Below are 25,388 nucleotides of genomic sequence, written 5' to 3'. Positions count from 1 at the left end.
CTGCGGGGTCGGGTCGCGGCGGACCGAGGAGATGGGGAGACGACGGCGTGGCAAGCCGGTTCCAGGGATTGAAGGTGCTGGTGGCCGGGGCCGGGGTGTCCGGTCGCTCGGCGGCTGAAGCGCTGCTCGCGGCGGGCGCAGCGGTGACCGTCACCGACGGTTCGGCCGATCGGCTCGCCGCCCTGGCCTCGTTGCAATCGCAGGGCGCGGAGCTGGTGCCCGGTCTGACCGAGCCGCCGGCCGGTACGGACCTCGTGGTCACCAGCCCCGGTTGGCGGCCGGACGCGCCGCTGCTGGTGGCCTCCGCCGCCGCGGGCGTCGAGGTGATGGGCGAGGTCGAGCTGGCCTGGCGCCTGGATCGGGAGAAGGAAACCCCGGCCACCTGGCTCGCGGTCACCGGCACCAACGGCAAGACCACCACGGTCAGCATGCTGGAGTCGGTGCTGCGCGCCGCCGGTGTCGACGTGGTGGCCTGCGGGAACGTGGGCCTGCCCGTGGTCGACGCGGTCCGCGCCGGGCACGAGGTGCTGGCCGTGGAGCTGTCCAGCTTCCAGCTGCACTGGTCTGAGTCGCTGGCGCCGCACGCCGCCGTCGTCCTCAACCTCGCCGCCGATCACCTCGACTGGCACGGCGACCTCGACGCCTACGGTGCGGCCAAGGCCAAGATCTACGCGGGCAACTCGGTTTCCATCGCCAACGCCGACGACGAGTGGTCGACCCGCCTGGTCGCCGCCGCGGACGGTCGGACGGTGTCCTTCACCCTCGGCGTCCCGCAGTCGGGGCAGCTCGGTGTCGAGGACGGCGAGCTGGTGGACCGGGCCTTCGACGACCGCGCGGTGCTCGCGTCGCTCGCAGACGTGCATCCGGCGGGCCCGCACAACGTCGCCAACGCGCTGGCCGCAGCATCGCTCGCGCGCGCTTACGGCGTGCAGCCGGAGGCGGTGGCCGACGGGTTGCGGGCATTCCAGCCCGGCGCCCACCGGTCGGTCCCGGTGGCTGAAGCCGCCGGTGTGTCCTATGTGGACGATTCGAAGGCGACGAATCCGCACGCGGCCGACGCGGCGCTGAGGGCGCACCCCAAGGTGGTGTGGATCGCCGGCGGCCTGCTCAAGGGCGCCGACGTGGACGAGCTCGTCGCGGCCAACGCCGACCGGCTCGCCGCCGCGGTGCTGATCGGCCGAGATCGCGAGCAGTTCGCCACCGCACTGGCCCGACACGCGCCGGATGTGCCCGTGCGCGAGGTGTCGGCGGGGGACGATGCGGGCATGCTGCAAGCTGTCCGGCTGGCCCACGCGTTCGCAAGTCCAGGTTCGGTGGTGCTGCTCGCTCCGGCCGCCGCGTCGATGGACATGTTCACCGACTACGCCCACCGCGGTCGCGTCTTCGCCGACGCGGTGCGCGAAGTCCTGGCCGACACACCGACGGCGCCCGCGCACGGCGGGTGATCTGCCGTGCCCACCGCCACCAAGACCGCGCGCAGCAACCCGAAGCGGACCGGTCTGACCGTCCTGTCCCCGCTGACCGCTTGGCTGACCCGGCCGCTGGCGTCGTTCCACCTGCTGCTCGCGGTCTTCGGCCTGCTGACGGTCTTCGGCCTGGTGATGGTGCTTTCGGCCTCCAGCGTCGACTCGTTCAACAAGGACGGTTCGTCCTACAGCGTCTTCAGCAAGCAGGTGATGTACTGCATCGCCGGGCTGGTGCTGTTCTACTTCGCGCTGCGGGTGCCGGTGAAGCTGATGCGCCGCCACAGCCTGATCCTGCTCACCATCTGCCTCGGACTGCTCGCGCTGGTGCTCACGCCGCTCGGCACTGAGCTCAACGGTGCGCGGAGCTGGTTCGTGGTGGCCGGTGTGTCGTTCCAGCCGGTGGAGTTCGCGAAGGTTGCCTTCGCGCTGTGGGGCGCGCACGTGCTGGTCACCAAGCGCGGCCTGATGAACCAGTACCGCCACCTGCTGGTGCCGGTGGTGCCCGCCGCGCTGCTGATGTTCACGCTGGTGATGCTGCAGCCCGACCTCGGTTCGACGATCACGCTGTTCGTGGTGCTGCTGGCGCTGCTGTGGTTCGCCGGTGCGCCGCTGAGGTTGTTCCTGGTGATGCTGCTGGGCGCGGTGACCGCTGGCGTGACGCTGTCGATGGTCGCCGACTACCGGATGGCGCGGATCACCGCGTTCCTGGACCCGATGGGCGACCCGTCTGGCCAGGGCTACCAGGCCCTGCAGGCGCTGTACGCGCTCGCCGACGGCGGGCTGTTCGGCCGCGGGCTGGGGCAGGGCTGGTCGAAGTGGCAGTACCTGCCCAACGTGCACAACGACTTCATCTTCGCGGTGATCGGCGAGGAGCTGGGCTTCGTCGGCTGCGCGATGGTGCTGGTGCTGTACGGCACCGTCGCCTACGTGGGCATGCGCATCGCGTCCCGCAACACCGACCCGTGGATCCGGCTGGTCGCGGCGACGCTGACCACCTTCGTGGTCTGCCAGGCGATCATCAACATCGGCTACGTGGTCGGCCTGCTGCCGACCACCGGGCTGCCGCTGCCGCTGATCTCCTCCGGTGGATCGTCGGTGGTCACCAGCATGCTGGTGTTCGGGTTGCTGGCGAACTTCGCCCGGAACGAGCCCGAGGCGATCGCCGCGCTACGGTCTTTGGGACCGGGCCGCGTCGGCAAGCTGCTGCGGCTGCCGACCCCGGCGCCGTACCGGCCGCCGGCCAAGCGGCGCCCGGCACGACCCACCCCACGAAGTCGCCCGGGTGCGAAGGGCTCCGGCGCGGCGGCAACACGCCGGGGAGGCGGGGACACCCGCGCGCGCGGTTCGCGCAGCGGCCCCGGATCCCGGGCGCAAACACGAGGAGGACACCGTTGAGCGGCGATCAGACGGTTCGCATCGACCAGGGCGCGCTCGGCGACCCCAGGGGTGCTGCCGCGGCGCGGCGCCCCCTGTCGGTCGTGGTCGCCGGTGGCGGCACCGCCGGGCACGTCGAGCCCGCGCTGGCGCTGGCCGACGCGGTGCGCCGGTTGCGGCCGGACGCCCGGGTGACGGCACTGGGCACCGAGCGCGGCCTGGAGAACAAGCTGGTTCCGGCACGCGGTTACCCGCTGGAGCTGATCCCGCCGGTGCCGATGCCGCGCAAGCCCAACGCCGACCTGCTGAAGCTGCCGCTGAAGGTGCGCGAGTCGGTGAAGCAGACCCGCGCGGTGCTCGACCGGGTCAACGCCGACGTGGTGGTCGGCTTCGGCGGTTACGTGTCGCTGCCCGCCTACCTCGCCGCTCGCGGCAGGGTGCCGATCGTGGTGCATGAGGCCAACGCGCGCGCGGGCCTGGCGAACAAGGTCGGTGCGAGGTTCGCCGAGCGCGTGCTGGCGGCGACCCCGGACAGCGGGTTGCCCGGCGCGCAGACCATCGGCATCCCGCTGCGCGAGTCCATCACCCGGCTCGACCGCTGGGCGCTGCGCGCGCAGGCCCGCCAGCACTTCGGGCTGCACCCGCACGCCCCGACGATCCTGGTCTTCGGCGGTTCTCAAGGCGCCCGCACGCTCAACACGGCGTTCTCCGGCGCGGCCGAGGCGCTGGGCAGGGCCGGGGTCGGCGTGCTGCACGCCCACGGCCCGAAGAACACCATCGCGGTGCAGCAGGTCCAGGGCGCGCCCGTCTACAACGCGGTGCCCTACCTGGAGCGGATGGACCTGGCCTACGCGGCGGCGGACCTGGTGGTGTGCCGGTCCGGTGCGATGACCGTCGCCGAGGTCTCCGCGCTCGGACTGCCCGCGGTGTTCGTGCCGCTGCCGCACGGCAACGGCGAGCAGGCGCTCAACGCGCAGCCGGTGGTGTCCAAGGGCGGTGCGCGGTTGGTGTCCGATGAGGACATGACCTCGCAGAAGGTGATCGACGAGGTCCTGCCGCTGGCGCTGGACCCGCAGCGGCTGCAGGAGATGAGCCGCGCGACCCTCGGCAGCGGACACCGGGAAGCCGACCACGTGTTGGCGCAGATCGTGCTGGAGGTGGCCGGACAGTGACCGCAACGTCAGACGTCGACGCCGTGCTGTCCCGGGTGCACCTGGTCGGCATCGGCGGGGCCGGGATGAGCGGCATCGCCCGCATCCTGCTCGCCCGCGGCCAGCAGGTGTCGGGTTCGGACGCCCGCGACTCGCGGACCGTGCTCGCGCTGCGCGCGCAGGGCGCGCACATCGGCATCGGGCACCGGGCGGAGAACCTGGACCAGTTCGACGCCGATCCGACGGCGATCGTGGTGTCCACCGCGATCCGCCCGGACAACCCCGAGCTGGTGGCCGCGCAGGAGCGCGGCATCACGGTGTTGCGCCGCGCCGAGGCGCTGGCCGCGCTGATGGCCGGGCACCGGGTGGCCTGCGTGGCGGGCACCCACGGCAAGACCTCGACCACGTCGATGCTGACCGTGGCGCTGCAGCACTGCCGGTTCGACCCGTCGTTCGCGATCGGCGGCGACCTCAACGAGTCCGGCGCGAACGCGCACCACGGCGACGGCAGCATCTTCGTCGCCGAAGCCGACGAGAGCGACGGCTCGTTCCTGGTGTTCGCCCCGTCGGTAGCGGTGGTGACCAACGTCGAGCCCGACCACCTGGACCACCACGGCACAGCCGAGGCCTACACGAAGGTCTTCGAGGACTTCGTGCAGCGCATCGACCCCGACGGCGTGCTGATCATCAGCGCCGACGACGCGGGTGCGGTGGAGCTGGCGGACCGCGCTGAAGCCGCCGGGGTCCGGGTGCGCCGCTACGGCAAGTCCGCGACCGGCGCCGACGACGCGCGGCTCATCGCCTACCGGGCCGTGAACGGTGCCGGGGTGGCGACCGTGGAACTCGGTGGCGAGCGCATCGACGTGCAGGTGTCGGTGCCGGGCGAGCACATGGCGGGCAACGCGATCGCTGCGGTGCTGGCCGGTCTGGAGCTCGGCGCGCCGCTGGGCGGACTGCTCGACGGGCTCGCCGCTTTCGGCGGCGTGCGGCGCCGCTTCGAGTTCCGCGGGCGGGCGCGCGGGATCCGCGTTTACGACGACTACGCGCACCACCCGACCGAGGTCGACGCCCAGCTGCGGGCGGCTCGCCCGGTGGCCGGGGACGGGCGACTGGTCGTGGTGTTCCAACCGCACCTGTTCTCCCGCACGGCGGCGTTCGCGGAGGAGTTCGCGAATGCGTTGGCGCTGGCCGACGAGGTGGTCGTGCTCGACGTCTACGGCGCGCGGGAGGACCCGCAGCCCGGCGTCACCGGCAAGCTGATCGCCGACCAGATCCCGCTGCCCGCCGAGAAGGTGCACTACCAGCCGTCCTTCACCAAGGTGACGCCGCTGGTGGCTGGCCTGGTGCGTTCCGGTGACCTGGTGCTGACCATGGGTGCCGGCGACGTGACCATGCTCGGCGCGGAGATCCTCGCGGAGATCGACCGCGGATCCGCCGAGGAGGACTGAGGGTGACTTCGACGCGCCGCCGCGCAATGGACCGGCCCGGGGTGCGTAGCACTCGCGGGCGACCGGTGCGCGGCGGCGTGTTGGCACCGTCGAAGTGGCGCCGCTGGGCGGTGCCGCTGGTGTTGGCCGTGGTGACCGTGCTGGCGCTGGTCCTGTACTTCACCCCGCTGCTGGGCGTGCGGTCGGTGGAGGTCGCCGGCAACACCTCGCTCGACCACGAAGAGGTCGTGCGGGCCGGGGGAATCGAGACCGGAACGCCGATGCTGCAGGTCGACGCGGGCGAGATCCGAGACCGCCTGCAGACCGTGCCGAAGGTCGCGGCAGCGGAGGTGACGCTGTCCTGGCCGTCGACGGTCCAGGTGCGGATCACCGAGCGGGTCGCTGCGGCGTTCCTGGTGGCGCGCAACGGAATTCAGCTGGTGGATGCGACCGGCATGCCGTTCCAGACGGTTCCGGAACCCCCTGCGGACCTCCCGGAGCTCAAGGTCCAGGAAGCCTCCCCGGCCGACCCGGCGACCAAGGCCGGAATGCTGGTGCTGACCTCGGTCCCGGAGCCGGTGCGAGGCGAGATCACCACGGTCGAGGCGGAGAACCCCAACGACATCCGCCTCTTGCTCAAGGGCGACCGCGAGATCGAGTGGGGTTCCAAGGACCAGTCGGAGAAGAAGGCGCAAATACTCCCCGCCCTCCTGACCCGCCCGGGCAGCGTCTACGACGTGACCACCCCAGCCCTGCCCACCGTGTCCTGACCCTCGTGAGTGCCAAAACCGCCTAGAACCGGTGCAAACACTCACGACCCCGGGCCGCTGGGGTGCGGCGGCATCAAGATCGTTTTTGTCGCGCTAACGTGTGACTGTGTTCAGGGTCAGCGGCGAGGCGCCGGAGTCCGTTTTCTCCATGCCGGCTCATCCGACCAGGCGGTTGCATCCGGTGCAGCCGTCCGCTCGTCGTGCCGTGCCTCCGGTGGACATGCAGGAAGCCGAGGAGTTCTTGCGGCTCTTCCACACCGAGAACCGGGACTCCGGTTCGCTGCAGCAGCGGCTGGACCGGGTTCGCTACGAGGTCGAGACCGTCGGCACCTACCGGCACACCGCGGAGGAGCTGACCTTCGGTGCGCGGGTGGCTTGGCGCAACAGCGCGCGGTGCATCGGGCGGTTGTACTGGCGGAGCCTGAAGGTGCGCGACCTGCGCGACGTGCGCACCGCCGCCGGGGTTGCCGGGCATTGCTTGGAGCACCTCCGGATGGCCACCAACAACGGCAAGATCCGGCCGGTGATCAGCGTTTTCCCGCCGGAGATGCCGCAGCGACCCGCGCCGCGGATCTGGAACGAACAGCTGGTCCGATACGCCGGTTACCAGCGCTCGGACGGTTCTGTGCTGGGTGATCCGAGGTATGCGCGGTTCACCGAGGCGATGACGGGCTTCGGTTGGCGGCCGCCGCGGCGCGGTGCCTTCGACGTGCTGCCGCTGGTCGTGGAGACCGCCGAGGAGGGGCCGCGCATGTTCGGGCTGCCCCCGGACTCGGTGCTGGAAGTGCCGATGAGCCACCCGGATTTGCCCTGGTTCGCCGAACTCGGGTTGCGCTGGCACGCGGTCCCGGTGATCAGCAACATGCGGTTGAGCATCGGTGGCGTTTCCTACCCGGCCGCGCCGTTTAATGGCTGGTACATGGGCACCGAGATCGGCGCGCGCAACTTCGCCGACACCGATCGCTACGACATGATCTCGGTGGTCGCCGAGCGGTTGGGGCTGGACATCTCGAGCGAGGACACCCTGTGGCGGGACCGCGCGCTGGTCGAGCTCAACCGCGCGGTGCTGCACTCCTACGGCAAGGCCGGGGTGACCATCACCGACCACCACACGGAGTCCCAGCGCTTCCTGACGCACCTGGCCAAGGAGGAGTCCGCGGGCCGCAAGTGCCCGGTGGACTGGAGCTGGATCGTGCCGCCGATGTCCGGTTCGCTGACACCGGTTTTCCACCGCTACTACGACGAATCCCACCAGCTGCCGAACTTCCACCTCGACGACGACGCCACGCGCCGGGCCGTCGACGGAGGTCCGCCGCGCTTCCGCGCTGGCTGACGGTCGTGAGTGCGTAGCAGTGCTCGAACACTGCTACGCACCCACGACCTGTTGTTCGGGTTGGTGAACGAGGGCATCGTGCAGTCGCCGACCAGGCTGGTGCCGTGCTCGGGGAGTTCGGCCAGGTTGGGTATCAGACCTGCGGCGATGGTCTGCTCGTGGTAGTCGGCCTCGCTGCCGTCGATGCACACGACCACCACCGGTGCGGCGGGCGCGCGGTAACTGCGGCCGTTGACTTCCAGCGCGTCCGAAGCAGCGTTCATCGATGTCTCCATGGGTGGGAAGTGGTTGCGACGGAAGGACTTTCGCGCCATGCGGAGGGGATTTCCGGTGGTGATTCCTTCTTGGCAGTGCGGCGAATCGCCGGGAACCTGCGTTGTTGCTATGGGGCCCATAACCGATCGTGCAAGCCGGTCGCGCGCCCGCGGGTGACCACGAATGGCGCATTGACCGGGACCGCGGGAGATCAATAGCCTCAGCAATCGTTTTCCGGAGGGGAGACTCGATGTGACTCGCCCGCGAGAGGGGATCAGCCGGCGGTCGTTCCTGGGCGGCGTCGGGGCCGCTGCGCTGGCCACTCCGGCACTGGTCGGGTGCGGTCCTACGCGCGATCCGAACGAGATCACCTTCTGGAACTTCTACGGGCCCGGCGGGCAGCAGAAGTCGCAGAGCGACTGGTTCGTGCAGCTGGCCGAGGAGTGGAACGCCACGCACGACATCAAGGTCCGGCTGCGCTACATCCCGACCAAGGACTACACCTCCGGTCCGACGCTGCAGACCTCGTTCAGCGCGGGTGCCGGACCGGACGTCTTCCTGCTCAGCCCCGGCGACTTCCTGCGCTACCACAACGGCGGCGCGCTGGCCGACCTCACGCCGCACCTGGAACCCGAGGTGCGCGCGGACTTCCTGCCCGAGGTCCTGCGAACCCGGCTGGTCGGCGACCGGGTCTACGGGCTGCCGATGGAGATCGAACCGCTCGCTCTCTACTACGGCGAAGCGGCGATGGAGCAGGCCGGACTCGCCGAGGGCGACCTGCCGCGCACCTGGGACCAGCTGATCTCCGTCGCCGAGCGGCTGACCACCCCGGACCGGTTCGGGCTGCTGCTGGAGACCAATCCCGGCTACTACCAGAACTTCACCTTCTACCAGGCGATGTGGATGACCGGGGGAGAGGTGTTCACCCCGGACCAGCGGCAAGCGGCGTTCAACAGCCAGGGCGTGCACGCAGCGCTGCAGTTCTGGCAGGACACCGTCACCGCCGGAGTCGCACCGCGCCGGGTGAAGGGTTCGGGCGGCAACGACTCGATCTCCAACATTGCCGACGGCTACTGCGCCATGCAGCAGCTCGGCGTCTGGGGCATCGCCGAGATCGCGGAGCAGGCCCCGGACTTCCGCTACGGCGTCGTCCCCATGCCCAGCCCGACCGGCGGCGGCTACACCACCGCGCTGGGCAGCTGGGCGATGGTGGCCAACGCCAAGAGCGCGAATCCGCAGGCCGCGGCCGAGTTCGTGGTGTGGGCGCTGGGATCCACCGATCCGGCGTGCATCGAGCGGATGCGCCGCTGGAACACCATCGCCAAGACCAACCTGCCGCCGCGCTACTCGGTCCAGCGCGCCGCGCAGCAGCACGGGGCCTTCGACCACGGCCCGATGCGGGTGTTCGCCGAGGACGTGATGGCGAAGGCCCGCCCGGAACCGCGCTACCCGCCGGAGATCTACCGGGCGATCTCCGACGCGGTGCAGTCCTGCCAGCTCGACGGAGGTGACCCGGTGGCCTCGGCGGAGACCGCGGCCGAGCAGATCGACACGTTCTTGTCCACCTACGACGGAGCGCCGATCAATTGAGTGACCGACGACGATCCGACGCCGCGGCGGCCTTCGCCTTCTTGGCCCCCGACGGCATCGGCCTGCTGCTGTTCATCATCATCCCGACGGCCCTCGCGCTGGTGGTGGGGCTGTTCAGCGTCGACGGCTTCGGCAACGTCGAATGGGCGGGGCTGGACAACTTCCGGCTGATGGCCGGGGACGGGCTGCTGTGGCGCAGCTTCGGCATCACCGCGCTGTACGCGGTGTTGTTCGTGCCGCTGGCGTTCTTCGCCGCGCTCGGGTTGGCGCTGCTGGTCAAGGACCACTTCCCCGGGGTGGGCGCGGTGCGCGCCGCGCTGTTCCTGCCGAACGCGGTGAGCCTGGTGGTGATCGGCCTGCTCTGGCAGTTCCTGCTCACCGACAAGACCGGCGCGCTGGCCCGGATGACCGGCCTGGACGGGGTGTCCTGGCTGGGCGATCCGAGCCTGGCGCTGCTCACTCTGGTGCTGATCAGCGTGTGGTTCCTGATGGGCTACCAGATGCTGATCTTCCTCGGCGGCCTGCAGGACATCCCGCGTGAGTACTACGACGCGGCCACTGTGGACGGTGGTGGTCCGTGGCAGCGGTTCCGGTGCGTGACCTGGCCGATGCTGCGCCCGACCAGCTTCTTCGTGCTGGTCACCTCGACGATCAACGCGGTCACCGGGATGCAGGTGTTCGACCTGGTCTTCGTCACCACCTCCGGCGGACCGGCCAATGCCACCACGACCGTCGTCTACTACGCCTACCAGCAGGCGTTCCAGTTCGGCCGGTTCGGGTACGCCGGGGCGATCTGCGCGCTGCTGGTGGTCGCGCTCGGTGCGGTCACCTCGGCGATGTTCGCCCTGACCAGGGGAGGTCGGTTCGATGCGTAGGGTTCGCGGGCGCGCGGTCGCGGCCTACCTGGTGGCGTTCCTGGTGGTCGCGCCGCTGCTGTGGTTCCTGCTCAGCGCGTTCCGGCCGGAGTCGGAGCTCTACGACCTGGGGTGGCCGGGCCAGCTCACGCTGGACAACGTGATCTACGTGCTGACCGAGGTGCCGTTCCTGCGCTACCTCGCCAACAGCGCGATCGTCGCGGTCACGGTCACGGTGATCGCCCTGTTCCTGCACTCGATGGCGGCTTACGCGCTGGCCCGGATGTCCTTCCGCGGTAGGGGATTCGCGTTCTCCTCGGTGGTGGCCACGCTGCTGATCTCGCTGCCGGTGATCCTGGTGCCGCTGTTCATCGTGGTGCGCGGACTGGGCATGGTCGACACCTACGCCGGACTGATCGTGCCGGGCCTGTTCAACGCCTTCGGCATCTTCCTGCTGCGCCAGTTCTACCTGGGCGTGCCGCGCGAACTGGAGGAGGCGGCGCACCTGGACGGCTGTGGCCACTGGCGGATCTACTGGCACGTGATCCTGCCGCTGAGCCGTCCGATGCTGGCCGCCCTGGCGGTGCTGTTCTTCCTGGCCAACTGGAACTCGTTCCTCTGGCCCCTGGCGGTGGCCCAGGACGAATCCCTGCGCGTGGTCCAGGTCGGAATCGCGTCCCTGCAAGGCCAATACGCGTCCAAGCAGCACTACGTGATCGCAGCCGCAGTCCTCGCGGCCCTGCCCACGGTCCTGGTCTTCCTGCTCGGCCAGCGCTGGCTGGTGGCCTCCCTCAAGACCACCGGCCTCCGCTGACCAGATCAAGTCGACTCCGCTGCCCACACCAACCGTCCGTGAATGTGGGTGCCCCAGGTAAAGGCGCGTCCAGCATCCGCCGGTGACCGCAGGTTCATACGCAGGCCGCCGTCGATGCTGACGGCCTCGACGTGATCGTCGAAGGCCATGCCCCACGCGGCGATGCGCACGTCAACACGTTCGCCATATTTCTGCAGCACCGCGAACAGCCGAGGTGCTGATTCCGTGACCATGTCTGCTGCGATTGCGTTGATCGCATCAAAGCAGGCGAGTAGCGACGCGCCGTCGCCCGCGACTCGGAATTTGCTTCCTGCGAGCGATCACGCGTGCTCGGTCTGCCACTTCGCGACCCGCCGCTCCACGAGGCCCACGACCAGGGCGGCGTCATGCACCGGAATCATCCGCTCACCTGCCGTGGTGGCCAGCACGATTGCGGGACCGGGCGGTGCGAGCAGGACGGTCCCGTCGGGCAGCGAGAGCCGCGGCTGCTGGGTCGGCAGCGTGATCGGCCGAGCTCCGCACAACTGCTGGAAGGGCACAGTCGCGTCGACCTGCGGGCCGCCGTTGGCGCGGTGCCGACGGGCCGTCCACGAGATTCGGTCCAGGTCGAGCACCAGACTGCTGCTGATCAGATCCGCCGCGTCGACCGCGGAACGCGTGGCGATGCGTAGTCGCACGGGCATCGAACCGAGCTCGGGAACCAGCGGCGTCATCATCGTGCGGTGGCCGCGGAACGCCAGCGCCACACTCGCCACGAACAGCACCGCGCCCACCACGAACAGCACACCGGCCAGCCAGCCGCCGGCGAGGCCGACCGACGGGATCAGTCCAACTAGGACAGTTGCGCCGCCGGCGAGGAACGCGATCCGGCCGGCGTTCGAGGGATCGGTGTTGCCCTTGCGCACCACCCAGCCGAGCTGGACGACACCCAGGATCAACGCGGCGGCTGCGGGGATCGCGGCCCAGACGGCGCCGCTGCTGAAACCGAGCGCGGCGCAGTTCGCGAACTGCAAGAACGGGACCACGCCCAGCGCGACGACCAGCAGCAAGCGCCCGCGCTGCCACCGCGCCGCCAACTGCGTTCCGGGAGGTGCGGTGGCTGACACGCACCGAACCCTTGCAGACGGGCTGCGGCGAATCAACGCGCGGTCGGCACCACGAAGTGCTGTCGGTGCGTCGGCGTAGCTTCGGCACAGGTGAGGAGGTGGCCGGGTGCGGGCGTCGCGGTTGGTCTCGTTGTTGTGCTTGCTCCAGGTGCGGGAATCGATGACCGGCCCGGAACTCGCCCGTGAGCTGGAGGTTTCCGAGCGCACCGTGGCCCGCGACGTGCTCGCGCTGGCCGAGGCAGGGGTGCCGGTCTACGCCGAGCGCGGCCGAGCCGGTGGGTACCGGCTGCTCGGCGGTTATCGCTCGAAGCTCACCGGGCTGCACCAGGCCGAAGCCGAAGCGCTGTTCCTGTCCGGGGTGCCCGCCGCGGCCGCCGAGATGGGACTGGGGGAGGAGGTCGTGGCGGCGCGGCGCAAGGCATCAGCCGCCCTCGCGCCACCGTTCCGCGATGCGCCGCAGCGCGTGGGCGAGCGCTTCCACCTCGACGCACCGCGCTGGTTCCGTGTGGCCGAAACACCGGAAGTGCTGCCCGAACTGAGCCGCGCGGTCTGGTCCGACCTCAAGGTCACGGCGTCCTACGCGCGCGGGAACGAGGTGGTGCGGCGCGAACTCGAACCGCACGGACTCGTGCTCAAAGCCGGTGTTTGGTACCTGATCGCCCGCCACGGCCAGCGCTTTCCGAGCTACCGAGTGGACCGCTTCCGCAGCGTCGAGGTGAGCGACGAGGCGTTCGCACGCGCCGAGGACTTCGACCTGGCGGCCTTCTGGGAGGAGAAGTCCGAGGAGTTCGCCCGCTCCCTGCTGCGCGAAACCATCGACATCCGGATCAGCCCGTCCGGCCTGCGAAAACTACCCGCGACCACCGATCGCTTGGGCGCCCGAGAAGCCGAAGCCGCAGCAGGCGAACCAGACGCCGACGGCTGGGTGACCACCCAGCTCCCAGTCGAATCCCTGGACATCGCATACGACCAACTCCTAGCCCTCGGCCCGGAGCTGGAAATCCTCGCCCCACCAGAGCTCCGCCACCGCTTCACCCAAGCCGCCCACCGTCTCACCGCTCTCTACGCCGATCCCGGTGAAGGGCACCTTTGAGCTTCCCACCCGTCGCCCGACCGCCACCCCTCGAGGAGGCGCTTTCGCGCCACGGTTCAACGGCTTGAAGGTGCCCCTCACTGGGGTTCTGATCAGCGGTAGTCGGCGGGGTTGCCCGGTTTTCCGGGCCACTCGACTTCCTGGATGTAGCGCCAGGCATCCGGTCGGGAGCCGTCGGTGTCGGTGAAGCCGTAGACCTTCGCCAGGTAACCGCTGGACAGCGACTGCGTGTTCCAGCGCGCCACGTCCGGATCCGATGCCAGCGCGACGACTGCGCGGCCGATGTAGGCCGGTGACTCGGCGATCGCGAAGCCCTCCGGAGCCGTGGTGGATTCCTGCCAGTTCTCCTCGGTGACGCCGAAGTGCTCCAGCATCATCTCCGAGCGCAACCAACCCGGCGTCAGCGAAACCGCCGTGCCGCCGAACTCCCGCAGCTCCTCGCCCTCCGCGCGCGCCAACCGGTGCATGGAAGTCTTCGCGATGTCGAAGAACGCGCCGCACTCGCTGCGGTAGTACTGCTCGTGGACCTCCGCGGTGCCGTCGGTGAGTTCCACGACCAGCCCGCCCGGCTGCTTGCTCAGAAGTGCCAGGGTGAAGTGCGCGGTGATCATGTGCGCCTCGATGCCGACCCGCAGCCGCTTCAGACCCTTGTCCAGGTCCTGCTCCCAGATCGGTTTGTTCCAGCCCATCAGGTGCTCGCCGCCGAGGTCGTTGACCAGGACGTCCAACCGCCCTTGCTCCGCCTCGATCCGCCGCACCAGATCCCGGACCTGCTCGGGATCGGTGTGGTCGACCTGGACCGCGATGCCGGTGCCGCCGGCCCGGGTCACCAGCTCGGCAGTGTCCTCAATGGTCTCCGGCCGGTCGTAGTCCGAGCGCTGCGCCCGCGTGCTGCGGCCGGTCCCGTACACCGTCGCACCGGCCGCCCCCAGTTCCACAGCGATGCCGCGCCCCGCGCCGCGGGTGGCCCCGGCGACCAGCGCGACCTTGCCGTGCAGTTGTCCTGCCATGCCTCGATTTCCTCCAGCTCCAGCGAATCGGTCGAGCTCCGACCGTGGCACCGAATCCGGACACCTCCGGTCTGGATTCCCGCGCGCGTCCGGGGATTTCGGCAGCCGCCCGCCGACCGCCGGAGTCAGCCGCGGCCGAATTCGGTGTGATCACTCCTGCCTGCCTCGACCGGGTGAGGCGGTGGGCAGGTACGGTGTCATTGGTGCTCGCGTCCGTGACGCGAGCACCAACAAGGGGAGGAACGAACTGGGCTCGCTGCGACTCCGCCGGCGGACCCGCTGGGCAACAACCGAACCGGTCGAGACGGGAAGCGACGAGGTGCGCGGCGCAACACACCTGGCACGGATCCCGGCGTGGCTGCTGGACGCAACGGCGTCGCCCCGCCTACGGTCCGGATCGGGCACGGGATCGGCCGCATCAGGCGAACCCTTGTCATGGCGACCAGGGAGACCGGAATCGGCGGCGACCGGCCAGCGACCATCCCGGCGGTCGACGCAGAGAGCACTCCAGCCACGATCAGGAAGGCGGATCCGATGACGCCCCCGCACAACTATCTCGCGGTGATCAAGGTCGTCGGCATCGGTGGCGGCGGCGTCAATGCCGTGAACCGCATGATCGAGGTCGGGCTCAAGGGCGTCGAGTTCATCGCGGTGAACACCGACGCGCAGGCCCTGCTGATGTCCGATGCCGACGTGAAGCTCGACATCGGTCGAGAGCTCACCCGCGGTCTGGGCGCGGGTGCCGCGCCGGAGGTCGGTCACAGGGCGGCCGAGGATCACGCAGAAGAGATCGAAGAGGTCCTCAAGGGCGCCGACATGGTGTTCGTGACCGCGGGCGAAGGCGGTGGCACCGGTACCGGTGGCGCGCCGGTCGTCGCTTCGATCGCGCGCAAGCTCGGCGCGCTGACCATCGGTGTGGTCACGCGACCGTTCACCTTCGAGGGCAAGCGCCGCGCGGCTCAGGCAGAGCAGGGCATCAAGGAGCTCCGCGAGTGCTGCGACACGCTGATCGTCATTCCGAACGACCGGCTGCTGCAGCTCGGCGACATCGGCGTGAGCCTGATGGACGCCTTCCGCTCCGCCGACGAGGTGCTGCTCTCCGGTGTCCAGGGCATCACCGACCTGATCACGACGCCCGGTCTGATCAACCTCGACTTCGCCGACGTCAAGAGCGTCATGTCCGGTGCGGGCAGCGCGCTGATGGGCATCGGTGCAGCCGCCGGTGAGGGCAGAGCCGTGCAGGCCGCGCAGAAGGCGATCAACTCGCCGCTGCTGGAAGCGTCCATGGAGGGCGCGCACGGCGTTCTGCTGGCCATAGCAGGTGGTTCCGACCTCGGTCTGTTCGAGATCAACGAGTCGGCATCGCTGGTCCAGGAGTCCGCGCACCCCGAGGCCAACATCATCTTCGGTACGGTCATCGACGACTCGCTCGGTGACGAGGTGCGGGTGACGGTGATCGCCGCGGGCTTCGACGCCGGCACGCCGACGCACAAGAAGCTCGAGCCGACCAAGGTCGGCGGCCGCACCGAGGACGCCGAACCGGTGGCGAGCACCGAGAAGTCGGTCCCGGCCCAGGTCGTCGAGACCCGGGTGGAGGCCACCCCGGCTCCCGCGCCGACCCCGGCTCAGCCGCCGGTCGCGGCCCCGGAGCCGCAGCAGGTCACCCAGCCCGCGCAGCCGGTCCAGCAGGCGGCCCAGCCCGCGCAGCCGGTCCAGCAGCCGGAGACCCCGGCGCAGGCCGAGCCGGAGCCGGTGCGCCAGCGTCCGGACATCGGCCAGCGGTCTGGGCTGTTCGGCAGCGACGGTTCCTCGACGGCCCAGCAGGGCATCTCGGTGCCGACGACGCGGGGCACGAGCGGCTTTCCGACGCACGGCGGCACCTCGACACGGTCCGGTGCTGGGCTGAACAACCGCGCCGTGCCGGTGAACGACGACAGCGACGACGACGTCGACATACCGCCGTTCATGCGCCGATGAGCGCACAGCTGATCAAGCCGAAACGCTAGGCCGGAGTGGACGCACCGTCCGATGCGGCGGCGCATGGGCGAGAATCGACACCGGGAGCACTCCGCTCCCGGTGTCGATTCATGTTTAGGGGAGGCTGAGCAGCAGTGCGGATCCGGCGCGTGATCACCACGCGGGAGGGCGGCAGTTCCAAGCCGCCGTTCGATTCGTTCAACCTCGGGGGTCGCGTCGGCGACGACCCGGCGGCGCTGGCCGCGAACCAGCGCAAGCTGGCCGACGGCATCGGCCTGCCCGAGGACCGCCTGGTGTGGATGGAGCAGATCCACGGCCGCACCGCGACCGTCGTCGACGGCCCGCAGTCCGAGCCGGTGGAGGCCACCGACGCGTTGGTGACCGCTGAGCCGAACCTGGCGCTCGCGGTGCTCACCGCGGACTGCGTGCCGGTGCTGCTCGGCGACTCGGAGACCGGTGTCGTTTCGGCGGTGCACGCCGGACGGGTCGGCGCGCGCGTGGGAGTAGTCGTGGCGGCCCTCAAGGCGATGCAGCAGGCGGGCGCCAAGCTCGACCGCATCGAGGCGCTGCTCGGACCTGCCGCCTGCGGTGAGTGCTACGAGGTGCCCGCCAACATGCAGGCCGACGTGGAGGAGCACCTGCCCGGCAGCGCGTGTAAGACCCGCAAGGGCACACCGGGGCTCGACCTGCGCGCCGGGCTCTGGGAGCAGCTGGCCGCCGCCGGCATCGCCAAGATCGGCGTGGATCCGCGCTGCACGATGGAGTCGCCGGAGCTGTACAGCCACCGCCGCGACAACGGGCGCACGGGGCGGTTCGCCGCGGTGATCTGGGCCGAGCCGGAGGACGCCGAGTGAGCGAGGAACTGCGTAGGCAGGAACTGGCTGAATCGCTGCTCGAGGTGCGTGACCGGGTCGACCGGGCGTGCCTCGCCGCTGGACGTCAGCCGGACGAGGTCGAGCTCCTGGCCGTGACGAAGACCTTCCCGGCCTCGGACGCGGCGCTGCTGGCCGATCTGGGGCTCACCGAGTTCGCGGAGAACCGCGAGCAGGAAGCGCGCGGCAAGGTCACCGAGTTCGACGAGCTGCGCCCGTCCGCGGCGGTGCGCTGGCACATGGTCGGCCAGTTGCAGCGGAACAAGGCGCGAGCCGTGGTCCGCTGGGCCGACGTGGTCGAGTCGGTGGACAGCGCGCGGCTGATCGAGGCCTTGAGCCGGGCGACCTCGAACGCCCTCGAAGCGGGTGATCGAACACACCCGTTGGACGTGTTTTTGCAGGTCAGCCTGGACGAGTCGGAGGGTCGCGGGGGTTGCCGACCCGACGAGGTCCCGGAGTTGGCAGATATGATCACACTGACGAGTGATCTTCGACTGCGCGGTGTGATGGCGGTCGCTCCCCTGGGTGGCGATCCCGATGTGGCCTTTGGCACACTTTCCAAGATCTCCGAGCGGTTGCGGGGAGATCACCCCGAAGCTGTCGAGGTGTCGGCGGGGATGTCCGGCGACCTGGAAAGTGCGGTTGCCCACGGCTCGACCCGGGTGCGTGTCGGAACCGCGTTGCTCGGCGGGCGGCAGTTAACCTCGCCGTAGCTGCAGGATCGGGGGGTCGGACGGCCGCCTCGTGCTCGGTGCTAGGAGTCGCAAGAGGAAGGGCATGCCGATGAGCGCTTTGCACAAGTTGAAGGCCTACTTCGGCATGGTTCCGGCCGACGAGGTCGACGAGTACGACGACGAGGTCGGCTATCGCGACCGGTACGCCGAGTCCGATCGCGACACCTACGACGGCCCCGTTGAGCGGGGCGGACGACGTCGTGTCGGCACCCGCGGCGGATACCAGTCGGAGCCCGATGCCGAGCCGGACTTCATCGAGGAGTTCCGGGACCCGGCGCCGCGTCCGCGTCGGCAGTGGTCGGCGGAGGCTCCGGCGCGCAGCTCGCTGCCCACCGGTCAGTCGCGGGAGAACGTCTCGCAGCTGCGGGCGGTCACCGACACCGGTTCCCTGTTCAACTTGAGCAAGATCACAACCCTGCATCCTCGCAGCTACAGCGAGGCCCGTACGATCGGCGAGCAATACCGGGACGGCACGCCGGTGATCATGAACCTGACCGAGATGGAGGAGGCCGACGCGAAGCGCCTGGTCGACTTCGCCGCTGGGTTGGCGTTCGCCCTCCGGGGCTCGATCGAGAAGGTCACCAACCGCGTGTTCTTGCTCTCACCGCCCAACGTGGACGTTGCGGCCGAGGACAAGAGGCGGCTCGCCGAGGGTGCCTTTTTCAACTACGGGTGAGTGGTGGCACAGTTGAAGCGTGAACCCGGTGCAGATCGTCCTGTTTTACGTTCTGTTCTTCTTCTGGCTCCTGCTCACGGCCCGTATTGTGATCGAACTCGTTCGAGTGTTCGCTCGCGATTGGCGGCCCGTTGGGGGGGTTGCAATCGCGTTGGAGAGCATCTACACAGTGACCGACCCACCCGTAAAGTTGGTGCGTCGGGTGATTCCGACGGTCCGGATCGGCGGCGTCGGACTGGACCTATCGATTATGGTGCTGCTGCTGGTCGTGTTCATACTGATGCGACTGGTGCAGCCCGGGTGACGGGGAACCCGGGCTACCCGCAGCCGAGGAGTGCGTGAGGTGATCTTGTGGGCTTGACCCCCGCCGACGTGCATAACGTCGCGTTCAGCAAACCTCCGATCGGTAAGCGGGGCTACAACGAGGACGAGGTGGATGCATTCCTCGACCTGGTTGAAGCCGAGCTTGCCCGGCTGGTGGAGGAGAACAACGATCTGCGCAGCCAGGTCGAGCAGCTGGAGTCCCAGCTGCAGACCGCGCAGGTCGACTTGGAGGACGCCCGCACCCAGGCGGCATCCGCTTCCTCGACCCCGGCCCCACCGACGGAGGAACCGCGCCGGCTCACCCCGGTTCCGGCGCCGTCCGCTGCCGAGCAGACCTCGCCCGGCGGTGACCATCACGTGCAGGCCGCCAAGGTGCTGGGCCTGGCGCAGGAGATGGCCGACCGGCTGACCGGTGAGGCCAAGGCCGAGGCCGACGGCATGCTGGCCGAAGCGCGGACGAAGTCCGAGCAGCTGCTCTCGGAAGCGCGCTCGAAGTCCGACAGCATGGTCAACGAGTCCCGGACCCGTGCCGAGACGATGCTCAACGACGCCCGGACCCGGGCCGAGACGTTGGAGCGGCAGGCCCGCGAGAAGGCCGCCAACCTGGAGCGCGACGCGCAGCGCAAGCACGCCGAGGTGATGGGCAACATCACGTCGGAGAAGAACGCCCTCGAGAAGAAGATCGAAACCCTGCGCACGTTCGAGCGCGAGTACCGCACTCGACTGCAGACGTACCTGGAGTCGCAGCTTCGCGAACTGCAGGACCGGGGTTCGGCCGCGCCGGCCGAGAGCGGCAGCAGCCGCTCGGGTCAGCAGGCCAGCTACAGCTTCGGCGCACGTGCCGCCGAGGCTGGCTGACGGAACTGTCCGCATCAGCGGCGACGGGTGGAGTGCCCGTCGCCGCTGGTGTGCGTCCGGGGCCGTGTCGCGAGAGGTGTGAGGTCGCGTGCTGTTGGTCGTGCTGCTGCTGGTCCTGCTGGCCGCTGGTGTGCTGGTCGGCGCCGTCGTCGGCGGCGAGGCCGAGCTGGCGTGGCTGTCGGCGCTGGCCAGCGCGGTCGCGGTCGGTCTGCTGGCGGCGGACCGGGTGCGGCGGCGCCGGGCGGCGAAGCAGGAGACGGCCGAACCGCCGTTCGCCGACGTCGGCGAGGAGCCGGCGGAGGAGCGCAGCAACGCCTCCGAGGTCGCGCGACCGGACGCTAAGGTCCTGGTGATCGACGAACGGCCGCGCTACCACGTCCGCACCTGCGAGTGGATCGGTTCCCGCAAGACGATCGAGCTGACCTTGCGCGAGGCGCGAGAACTGGGCTTCACGCCCTGCGCCCTCTGCGCCCCCAACGCCACGATCGCCGCCGAGGTCCGCCGCTAGTAACCGGGCGGATGTCGGACCGGTGAAAACCGGTGGCGGGGGACCGGTACGCTGGAACGACCAGGCGATGATCCGGCCATCACCGGGGAGCCTCCGGAAGAACGGGTGCCCGTGGCACCTCAGTAGAACCGGACGGGTCCAGCCCGTCACAGCTGGCAACGAGTGGTCGTCGACGTTCGTCGGCGGCAAGCGGGGTGGTACCGCGGATCTCGTGCGGAGCATGCGCACGAGGTGTCGTCCCCGTGTGGGCACCGAGTCATCGGTGACCGTGCGGCGGCAACGACACACACCGCGAGGAGCGCATCCGCGATGTCATATCCCAAGGTTCAGTTCGGCGACGCCGGTGAGCGCGGCGTGGCTGCCCAGCCCGCGTTCCCGGACATCGAGCGCCAGGTGCTGGATTTCTGGGCGAGCGACGACACCTTCCGGGCCTCGGTCGAGGCCCGAGAGGCCGGGACCAACGGTGCCAACGAGTTCGTCTTCTACGACGGCCCGCCGTTCGCCAACGGCCTGCCGCACTACGGGCACCTGCTGACCGGCTACGTCAAGGACGTGGTGCCGCGCTACCAGACGATGCGCGGTCGCCGGGTCGAGCGCCGGTTCGGCTGGGACTGCCACGGTCTGCCCGCCGAGGTGGAGGCGGAGAAGCAGCTCGGCATCACCTCGAAGTCCGAGATCGAGACGATGGGCGTGGCCGAGTTCAACGACGCCTGCCGCACCTCGGTGCTTCGCTACACCGAGGAATGGGAGAACTACGTCACCCGGCAGGCGCGGTGGGTGGACTTCTCCAACGACTACAAGACACTCGACCTGGACTACATGGAAAGCGTCATGTGGGCCTTCAAGACCCTGTGGGACAAGGGTCTGGTCTACGAGGGCTTCCGGGTGCTCTGGTACTGCTGGCGCTGCGAGACGCCGCTGGCCAACACCGAAACCAAGATGGACGACGTCTACCGCCAGCGGCAGGACCCGGCGGTGACGATCGGCCTGCGCCTCAACGCTCCGGGCAAGGCCTACGACGGCGCGCTGGCCCTGGCATGGACGACCACGCCGTGGACCCTGCCGTCCAACCTCGCCGCCGCGGTGCACCCCGAGGTCGACTACGTGCTCGTCGCGCCGGCCAACAGCTCGGAGCGGTACGTGCTGGCCGAGGCTCGGCTGAGCGCCTACGCGCGGGAGCTCGGCGAGGACGTCGCCGAGCACGTCGTGGAGCGGTTCAAGGGCAGCGAACTGCTGGGCACGAAGTACCAGCCGCCGTTCGACTTCTTCGTCGGCCGCGAGAACGCCCACCAGGTGCTCGCCGCCGACTACGTGACCACCGAGGACGGCACCGGGCTGGTGCACATCGCGCCGGCCTTCGGTGAGGATGACAAGGTCGTCACCGACGCCGCGGGCATCGAGCCGGTGGTTCCGGTCGACGCGCACGGCAAGTTCACCGCCGAGGTGCCGCCGTACGAGGGTCTGCAGGTCTTCGAGGCCAACAAGCAGATCGCCCGCGACCTCAAGGACAAGGGTCTGCTGCTGCGGCACGAGACCTACGACCACCCGTACCCGCACTGCTGGCGCTGCGACAACGCGCTGATCCAGCGGGCGGTGTCGTCCTGGTTCGTGGCGGTCAGCAAGTTCAAGGACCGGATGGTCGAGCTCAACAAGCAGATCAACTGGGTGCCGGAGCACATCCGGGACGGCCAGTTCGGCAAGTGGCTGGAGAACGCCCGCGACTGGAACATCTCGCGCAACCGGTACTGGGGTTCGCCGATCCCGGTGTGGGTCTCCGACGACCCGAACTACCCGCGCACCGACGTCTACGGCTCGCTGGACGAGCTGGAGCGCGACTTCGGCGTGCGGCCGGAGGACCTGCACCGCCCGCAGATCGACGAACTGACCCGGCCCAACCCGGACGACCCGACCGGCAAGTCGACCATGCGCCGGGTGCCGGAGGTGCTGGACTGCTGGTTCGAGTCCGGCTCGATGCCGTTCGCGCAGGTGCACTACCCGTTCGAGAACTCCGAGTGGTTCGAGCACCACTACCCGGGCGACTTCATCGTCGAGTACAACGGGCAGACCCGCGGCTGGTTCTACCTGCTGCACGTGCTGGCGACGGCGCTGTTCGACCGCCCGGCGTTCACCAACGTGGTGGCCCACGGCATCGTGCTGGGCGACGACAAGCAGAAGATGTCGAAGTCCAAGCGCAACTACCCGGACGTCAACGAGGTCTTCGACCGCGACGGCTCGGACGCGATGCGCTGGTTCCTGATGGCCAGCCCGATCCTGCGCGGAGGCGACCTGGTGGTCACCGAGCAGGGCATCCGGGACGCGGTGCGCCAGGCGGTGCTGCCGCTGTGGAACTCCTGGTACTTCCTGGCGCTGTACGCCAACGCCGAGGGCGTCACCGGCGAGTCCAGGGTGGACAGTCAGCACGTGCTGGACCGCTACGTCCTGGCCAAGACCCACGAGCTGGTCGGTGACGTGCAGGCCGCGATGGACTCCCTCGACCTGGCCGGTGCGTGCAACACCGTCCGGGACTTCCTGGAGGTCCTGACCAACTGGTACGTGCGGCGTTCCCGCGACCGCTTCTGGGCCGGTGACCGCGACGCCATCGACACCCTGCACACCGTGCTGGAGGTGACCAGCCGGGTGGTGGCGCCGATGCTGCCGCTGACCGCGGAGGCGGTGTGGCGCGGGCTGACCGGTGGGCGCTCGGTGCACCTGGCCGACTGGCCGCTGGTCGACGAGCTGCCCGCGGACGCGGCGCTGGTCACCGCGATGGACCAGGTCCGCCAGGTGTGCTCCTCGGCGTCGGCGCTGCGCAAGGCCAACAGGCTGCGCGTGCGGCTGCCGCTGGCCAAGCTCGTGGTCGCCACGGAGCAGGCGGAGGCCCTGCGTCCGTTCGCCGACCTGATCCGCGACGAGATCAACGTCAAGGAGCTGGAGCTGACCACCGACGTGGCCGCGCACGGCCACTTCGAGATCGCGGTGAACGCGCGGGCGGCCGGTCCGCGCTTGGGCCGCGAGGTGCAGAAGGTCATCAAGGCGGTCAAGGCCGGCGAGTGGAGCCGCACCCCTGGCGGCGCGGTCGTCGCGGCCGGGATCGAGCTGCAGGACAACGAGTTCAGCGAGCAGCTGGTGTCCACCGACTCCGGCGCGGCTTCGGCGCTGCCCGCGGGCCTGGGCCTGGTCGTGCTGGACACCGAGGTGACCCCGGAACTGGCCGCCGAGGGCGTGGCCCGCGACGCGGTCCGCGTCGTCCAGCAGGCTCGCAAGGACGCCGACTTCGAGGTCTCCGACCGGATCATGGTGACCGTTTCGGCGCCGGAGGAGGTGCTGTCGGCGGTGGCGGCGCACCGCGAGTTCATCGCGGCCGAGACCCTCGCCAACGCGGTCGAGTCCGGTGACGTGGCCGACGGCTTCACCGGCGCGGTCGGCGACGGGACCGAGATCAAGGTGTCCGTCACCCGCGCCTGACCTGCAGTGTTCGGGTGGCGCCGGTTCGTCCGGTGCCACCCGGACCCCGCGGGCGGTGTGACGCAGAACGCTCCCACGTCTCGGGAACGGGTGTTGCCCGCTGTGCGGGCTTTTCCTATGGTGCTGTTTCGAAGGTCATGAGTGCCAGCGCGTAGCCCCGGCTTGCTGGCCGGCAACCCTCCAACCGCGGTGGGGTGCCCCGGGTGAGGACCTGGCCGGTCGCGCAGGGCGATCCGGCAAGCGCGGACCCCTCCTGGGAGGGTCCGATGAGGCCCTTGGAGGGCGTCATGACGTCTGCCGCTGTCCGAATCCCGAAGCAATCCACTGTGGACAGCCGCGTGCCCGCGGTCGTGGGAAACGAGCTGAGCGTTCCGCTGGTCACCGGGGAGTGCATCGGTTATGCCAACCTCGATCACGGCGCCAGCGCACCTTGTCTGAACAGCGTCCGGGCCGCCGTTGACCAGCTGCTTCCGTGGTACGCCAGCGTGCACCGTGGGGCCGGCTTCGCCTCGCAGGTGTGCACCAGGGTCTACGAAGGGGCGCGGGACGTCCTGCGGGACTTCGTCGGGGCCCGCCGCGCCGACTCGGTGATCTTCACCCGCAACACCACCGACGCGTTGAACCTGCTGGCAGGAGCCTTGCCGCGCGGTACCTCCGTCGTCGTCTTCGACACCGAGCACCACGCCGCGCTGCTGCCCTGGACCGGTCCGCGGGTGCGGCGGATCGAGGCTCCCGCGACTCCGGCCGACGCAGTCGCCGCGCTGGACGCCGCGTTGGCGGAATGCCCGGAGGGGCCGCGGCTGGCGGTGATCACCGGGGCCTCGAACGTCACCGGTGAGCTGTGGCCGGTCGCCGAACTCGCCCGGGTGGCCCGTCGTCGAGGCGCGCGAACCGTGCTCGACGCCGCGCAGCTAGCCCCGCACCGCCCAGTGCGGATCGGTGAGCTCGACATCGACTACGTCGCGATCTCCGGTCACAAGCTGTACGCGCCGTTCGGTGCGGGCGCGCTGATCGGACGCGCGGACTGGCTCAACGCCGCGGATCCGTACCTGGCCGGTGGCGGCGCGACGCGGAAGGTGAACGAGCGCGCGGTCAGCTGGAACACCGGCGAGGAGCGGCACGAGGCCGGCTCGCCGAACACCGTCGGCGTGCATGCGCTGGCCAAGGCCTGCGAGACGATCTCGGCGGAATGGGTCAACGTCGTCGAGCACGAGGAGGCGCTGCTGCGCCGGTTGCGCGCTGGGCTGAGCGAGGTGCCGGGACTGCGCGAGCTGTGCCTGTTCGATGCCGACCACGAGCGCGTCGGCGTCGTGAGCTTCACCATCGACGGCCAGGACCCGGGATTGCTCGCCGCTGCGCTGTCGGCCGAGCACGGCATCGGCGTCCGCGACGGCCTGTTCTGCGCCCACCTGGCGACTAAACGACTTCTGTCGCGAGCGGGCTCGGACGCGGACCGCGCAGTGCGTGTGAGCATCGGCCTGGGCACCACGGCTGAACACGTCGACCGCCTGGTGGACGCCGTGCACGAGCTCGTCGCCGAAGGCCCGACCTGGCGCTACGAGCAGGTCGACGGCCGCTGGACTCCGGCCGACGACCCGCGCCCCCTCCCGGACTTCCTCCCCTGACGCGATTTCATTGAGGTGATCTCAGTGGAATGGGGAGGGCTGGGGGCCTGAAGGCGATGTGGGCGTGGGGTCCTGGTAGAAGAAGGTCTCACCACAAGATCATTCT

General features: G+C 69.8%; 23 protein-coding genes and 1 riboswitch. Of the genes, 19 read left to right on the top strand and 4 right to left on the bottom strand.

What is annotated here, in order from left to right; genetic code table 11:
* The first annotated feature begins 47 nt into the window (after positions 1–47).
* The 6 genes from murD (at position 48) to ACWCO2_RS10475 (ending at position 7,521) form a co-directional block, all read left to right on the top strand.
* Positions 48–1,445 carry a UDP-N-acetylmuramoyl-L-alanine--D-glutamate ligase gene (gene murD / locus ACWCO2_RS10500; RefSeq protein ID WP_450127451.1) on the top strand — a complete coding sequence of 466 codons (1,398 nt, stop codon included), beginning with the start codon at positions 48–50 and terminating at the stop codon, positions 1,443–1,445.
* Positions 1,446–1,451: 6 nt separating this feature from the next.
* Positions 1,452–2,861, top strand: coding sequence for a putative lipid II flippase FtsW (gene ftsW, locus ACWCO2_RS10495; protein ID WP_450127450.1), 1,410 nt, complete (start codon positions 1,452–1,454; stop codon positions 2,859–2,861).
* 20 nt (positions 2,862–2,881) lie between these two features.
* Complete coding sequence (gene murG / locus ACWCO2_RS10490) at positions 2,882–4,012, top strand: undecaprenyldiphospho-muramoylpentapeptide beta-N-acetylglucosaminyltransferase (RefSeq protein ID WP_450127538.1); 1,131 nt, start codon at positions 2,882–2,884, stop codon at positions 4,010–4,012.
* 65 nt (positions 4,013–4,077) lie between these two features.
* Positions 4,078–5,439 (top strand): UDP-N-acetylmuramate--L-alanine ligase, encoded by a 1,362-nt coding sequence (gene murC, locus ACWCO2_RS10485; protein ID WP_450127537.1) that lies wholly within the window; start codon positions 4,078–4,080, stop codon positions 5,437–5,439.
* Between the two features lie 2 nt (positions 5,440–5,441).
* A complete protein-coding gene (locus ACWCO2_RS10480; RefSeq protein ID WP_450127449.1) occupies positions 5,442–6,188 on the top strand; it encodes a cell division protein FtsQ/DivIB in 747 nt (248 codons plus the stop codon).
* A 148-nt stretch (positions 6,189–6,336) separates the two neighbouring features.
* Positions 6,337–7,521, top strand: a complete 1,185-nt coding sequence (locus tag ACWCO2_RS10475) for a nitric oxide synthase oxygenase (RefSeq protein WP_450127536.1) — start codon at positions 6,337–6,339, stop codon at positions 7,519–7,521.
* Here the strand turns inward: ACWCO2_RS10475 and ACWCO2_RS10470 are convergent.
* Complete coding sequence (locus tag ACWCO2_RS10470; protein ID WP_450127448.1) at positions 7,425–7,784, bottom strand: hypothetical protein; 360 nt, start codon at positions 7,782–7,784, stop codon at positions 7,425–7,427. The two genes, ACWCO2_RS10475 and ACWCO2_RS10470, sit on opposite strands and share 97 nt — an antisense overlap.
* Positions 7,785–8,028: 244 nt before the next feature.
* On the opposite strand from ACWCO2_RS10470, the gene ACWCO2_RS10465 reads away from it, so the two are divergent.
* From ACWCO2_RS10465 to ACWCO2_RS10455, 3 genes are read left to right on the top strand one after another with little or no spacing between them, the layout of a single operon-like run.
* A complete protein-coding gene (locus tag ACWCO2_RS10465; protein WP_450127447.1) occupies positions 8,029–9,366 on the top strand; it encodes an ABC transporter substrate-binding protein in 1,338 nt (445 codons plus the stop codon).
* Positions 9,363–10,241, top strand: a complete 879-nt coding sequence (locus tag ACWCO2_RS10460; RefSeq protein ID WP_450127446.1) for a carbohydrate ABC transporter permease — start codon at positions 9,363–9,365, stop codon at positions 10,239–10,241. Before ACWCO2_RS10465 ends, ACWCO2_RS10460 begins: the two co-directional genes overlap by 4 nt.
* Positions 10,234–11,034 carry a carbohydrate ABC transporter permease gene (locus ACWCO2_RS10455; RefSeq protein ID WP_450127445.1) on the top strand — a complete coding sequence of 267 codons (801 nt, stop codon included), beginning with the start codon at positions 10,234–10,236 and terminating at the stop codon, positions 11,032–11,034. The genes ACWCO2_RS10460 and ACWCO2_RS10455 overlap by 8 nt, the downstream gene beginning before the upstream one ends.
* A gap of 5 nt (positions 11,035–11,039) precedes the next feature.
* Here the strand turns inward: ACWCO2_RS10455 and ACWCO2_RS10450 are convergent, their stop codons facing one another.
* Both ACWCO2_RS10450 and ACWCO2_RS10445 read right to left on the bottom strand, forming a co-directional pair.
* On the bottom strand, positions 11,040–11,267 hold the full coding sequence (locus tag ACWCO2_RS10450; protein WP_450127444.1) for a hypothetical protein: 228 nt from the start codon (positions 11,265–11,267) through the stop codon (positions 11,040–11,042).
* Between the two features lie 87 nt (positions 11,268–11,354).
* Positions 11,355–12,140, bottom strand: a complete 786-nt coding sequence (locus tag ACWCO2_RS10445; RefSeq protein WP_450127443.1) for a hypothetical protein — start codon at positions 12,138–12,140, stop codon at positions 11,355–11,357.
* Positions 12,141–12,246: 106 nt separating this feature from the next.
* Between ACWCO2_RS10445 and ACWCO2_RS10440 the strand changes: the two genes are divergently transcribed.
* Positions 12,247–13,233 carry a helix-turn-helix transcriptional regulator gene (locus ACWCO2_RS10440; RefSeq protein WP_450127442.1) on the top strand — a complete coding sequence of 329 codons (987 nt, stop codon included), beginning with the start codon at positions 12,247–12,249 and terminating at the stop codon, positions 13,231–13,233.
* A gap of 92 nt (positions 13,234–13,325) precedes the next feature.
* Here ACWCO2_RS10440 and ACWCO2_RS10435 read toward each other — a convergent pair whose 3' ends face one another.
* Positions 13,326–14,243, bottom strand: a complete 918-nt coding sequence (locus ACWCO2_RS10435; RefSeq protein ID WP_450127441.1) for an SDR family oxidoreductase — start codon at positions 14,241–14,243, stop codon at positions 13,326–13,328.
* 534 nt (positions 14,244–14,777) lie between these two features.
* Between ACWCO2_RS10435 and ftsZ the strand changes: the two genes are divergently transcribed.
* The 9 genes from ftsZ to ACWCO2_RS10390 all read left to right on the top strand — a co-directional run bounded on the left by ftsZ (position 14,778) and on the right by ACWCO2_RS10390 (position 25,282).
* A complete protein-coding gene (gene ftsZ / locus ACWCO2_RS10430) occupies positions 14,778–16,220 on the top strand; it encodes a cell division protein FtsZ (protein WP_450127535.1) in 1,443 nt (480 codons plus the stop codon).
* Positions 16,221–16,354: 134 nt separating this feature from the next.
* Positions 16,355–17,074: a peptidoglycan editing factor PgeF gene (pgeF, locus tag ACWCO2_RS10425; protein ID WP_450127440.1), complete on the top strand. Its 720-nt coding sequence runs from the start codon at positions 16,355–16,357 to the stop codon at positions 17,072–17,074.
* Entirely contained in the window at positions 17,071–17,805 is a 735-nt protein-coding gene (locus ACWCO2_RS10420; protein ID WP_450127439.1) for a YggS family pyridoxal phosphate-dependent enzyme, read from the top strand. The genes pgeF and ACWCO2_RS10420 overlap by 4 nt, the downstream gene beginning before the upstream one ends.
* Before the next feature lie 70 nt (positions 17,806–17,875).
* Positions 17,876–18,502 carry a cell division protein SepF gene (locus ACWCO2_RS10415; protein WP_450127438.1) on the top strand — a complete coding sequence of 209 codons (627 nt, stop codon included), beginning with the start codon at positions 17,876–17,878 and terminating at the stop codon, positions 18,500–18,502.
* Between the two features lie 19 nt (positions 18,503–18,521).
* Positions 18,522–18,806, top strand: coding sequence for a YggT family protein (locus ACWCO2_RS10410; RefSeq protein ID WP_093160639.1), 285 nt, complete (start codon positions 18,522–18,524; stop codon positions 18,804–18,806).
* A gap of 47 nt (positions 18,807–18,853) precedes the next feature.
* Positions 18,854–19,684, top strand: a complete 831-nt coding sequence (gene wag31, locus ACWCO2_RS10405) for a DivIVA-like cell division protein Wag31 (protein WP_450127437.1) — start codon at positions 18,854–18,856, stop codon at positions 19,682–19,684.
* An 88-nt stretch (positions 19,685–19,772) separates the two neighbouring features.
* Complete coding sequence (locus tag ACWCO2_RS10400) at positions 19,773–20,192, top strand: hypothetical protein (protein ID WP_450127436.1); 420 nt, start codon at positions 19,773–19,775, stop codon at positions 20,190–20,192.
* 309 nt (positions 20,193–20,501) lie between these two features.
* Complete coding sequence (ileS, locus tag ACWCO2_RS10395) at positions 20,502–23,657, top strand: isoleucine--tRNA ligase (protein ID WP_450127435.1); 3,156 nt, start codon at positions 20,502–20,504, stop codon at positions 23,655–23,657.
* 133 nt (positions 23,658–23,790) lie between these two features.
* Positions 23,791–23,906: riboswitch (SAM riboswitch) on the top strand.
* A 38-nt stretch (positions 23,907–23,944) separates the two neighbouring features.
* Complete coding sequence (locus tag ACWCO2_RS10390) at positions 23,945–25,282, top strand: aminotransferase class V-fold PLP-dependent enzyme (protein WP_450127434.1); 1,338 nt, start codon at positions 23,945–23,947, stop codon at positions 25,280–25,282.
* The last annotated feature ends 106 nt before the right edge of the window (positions 25,283–25,388 follow it).

It is taken from the genome of Saccharopolyspora sp. NPDC002376 (genome assembly GCF_053593195.1).
The sequence above is the reverse complement of the archived record's forward strand: the minus strand, read 5'-3'. Positions and strand labels throughout refer to the sequence as shown.

What these genes read in the sequence shown, in the direction of transcription:
- murC (WP_450127537.1), top strand. Translation starts at nt 4,078, where the DNA reads ATGAGCGGCATCGCCCGCATCCTGCTCGCCCGCGGCCAGCAGGTGTCG.
- ACWCO2_RS10475 (WP_450127536.1), top strand. Translation starts at nt 6,337, where the DNA reads ATGCCGGCTCATCCGACCAGGCGGTTGCATCCGGTGCAGCCGTCCGCT.
- ACWCO2_RS10470 (WP_450127448.1), bottom strand. Translation starts at nt 7,784, where the DNA reads ATGAACGCTGCTTCGGACGCGCTGGAAGTCAACGGCCGCAGTTACCGC.
- ACWCO2_RS10455 (WP_450127445.1), top strand. Translation starts at nt 10,234, where the DNA reads ATGCGTAGGGTTCGCGGGCGCGCGGTCGCGGCCTACCTGGTGGCGTTC.
- ACWCO2_RS10450 (WP_450127444.1), bottom strand. Translation starts at nt 11,267, where the DNA reads ATGGTCACGGAATCAGCACCTCGGCTGTTCGCGGTGCTGCAGAAATAT.
- ACWCO2_RS10435 (WP_450127441.1), bottom strand. Translation starts at nt 14,243, where the DNA reads ATGGCAGGACAACTGCACGGCAAGGTCGCGCTGGTCGCCGGGGCCACC.
- ftsZ (WP_450127535.1), top strand. Translation starts at nt 14,778, where the DNA reads ATGACGCCCCCGCACAACTATCTCGCGGTGATCAAGGTCGTCGGCATC.
- ACWCO2_RS10415 (WP_450127438.1), top strand. Translation starts at nt 17,876, where the DNA reads ATGAGCGCTTTGCACAAGTTGAAGGCCTACTTCGGCATGGTTCCGGCC.
- ileS (WP_450127435.1), top strand. Translation starts at nt 20,502, where the DNA reads ATGTCATATCCCAAGGTTCAGTTCGGCGACGCCGGTGAGCGCGGCGTG.
- ACWCO2_RS10390 (WP_450127434.1), top strand. Translation starts at nt 23,945, where the DNA reads ATGACGTCTGCCGCTGTCCGAATCCCGAAGCAATCCACTGTGGACAGC.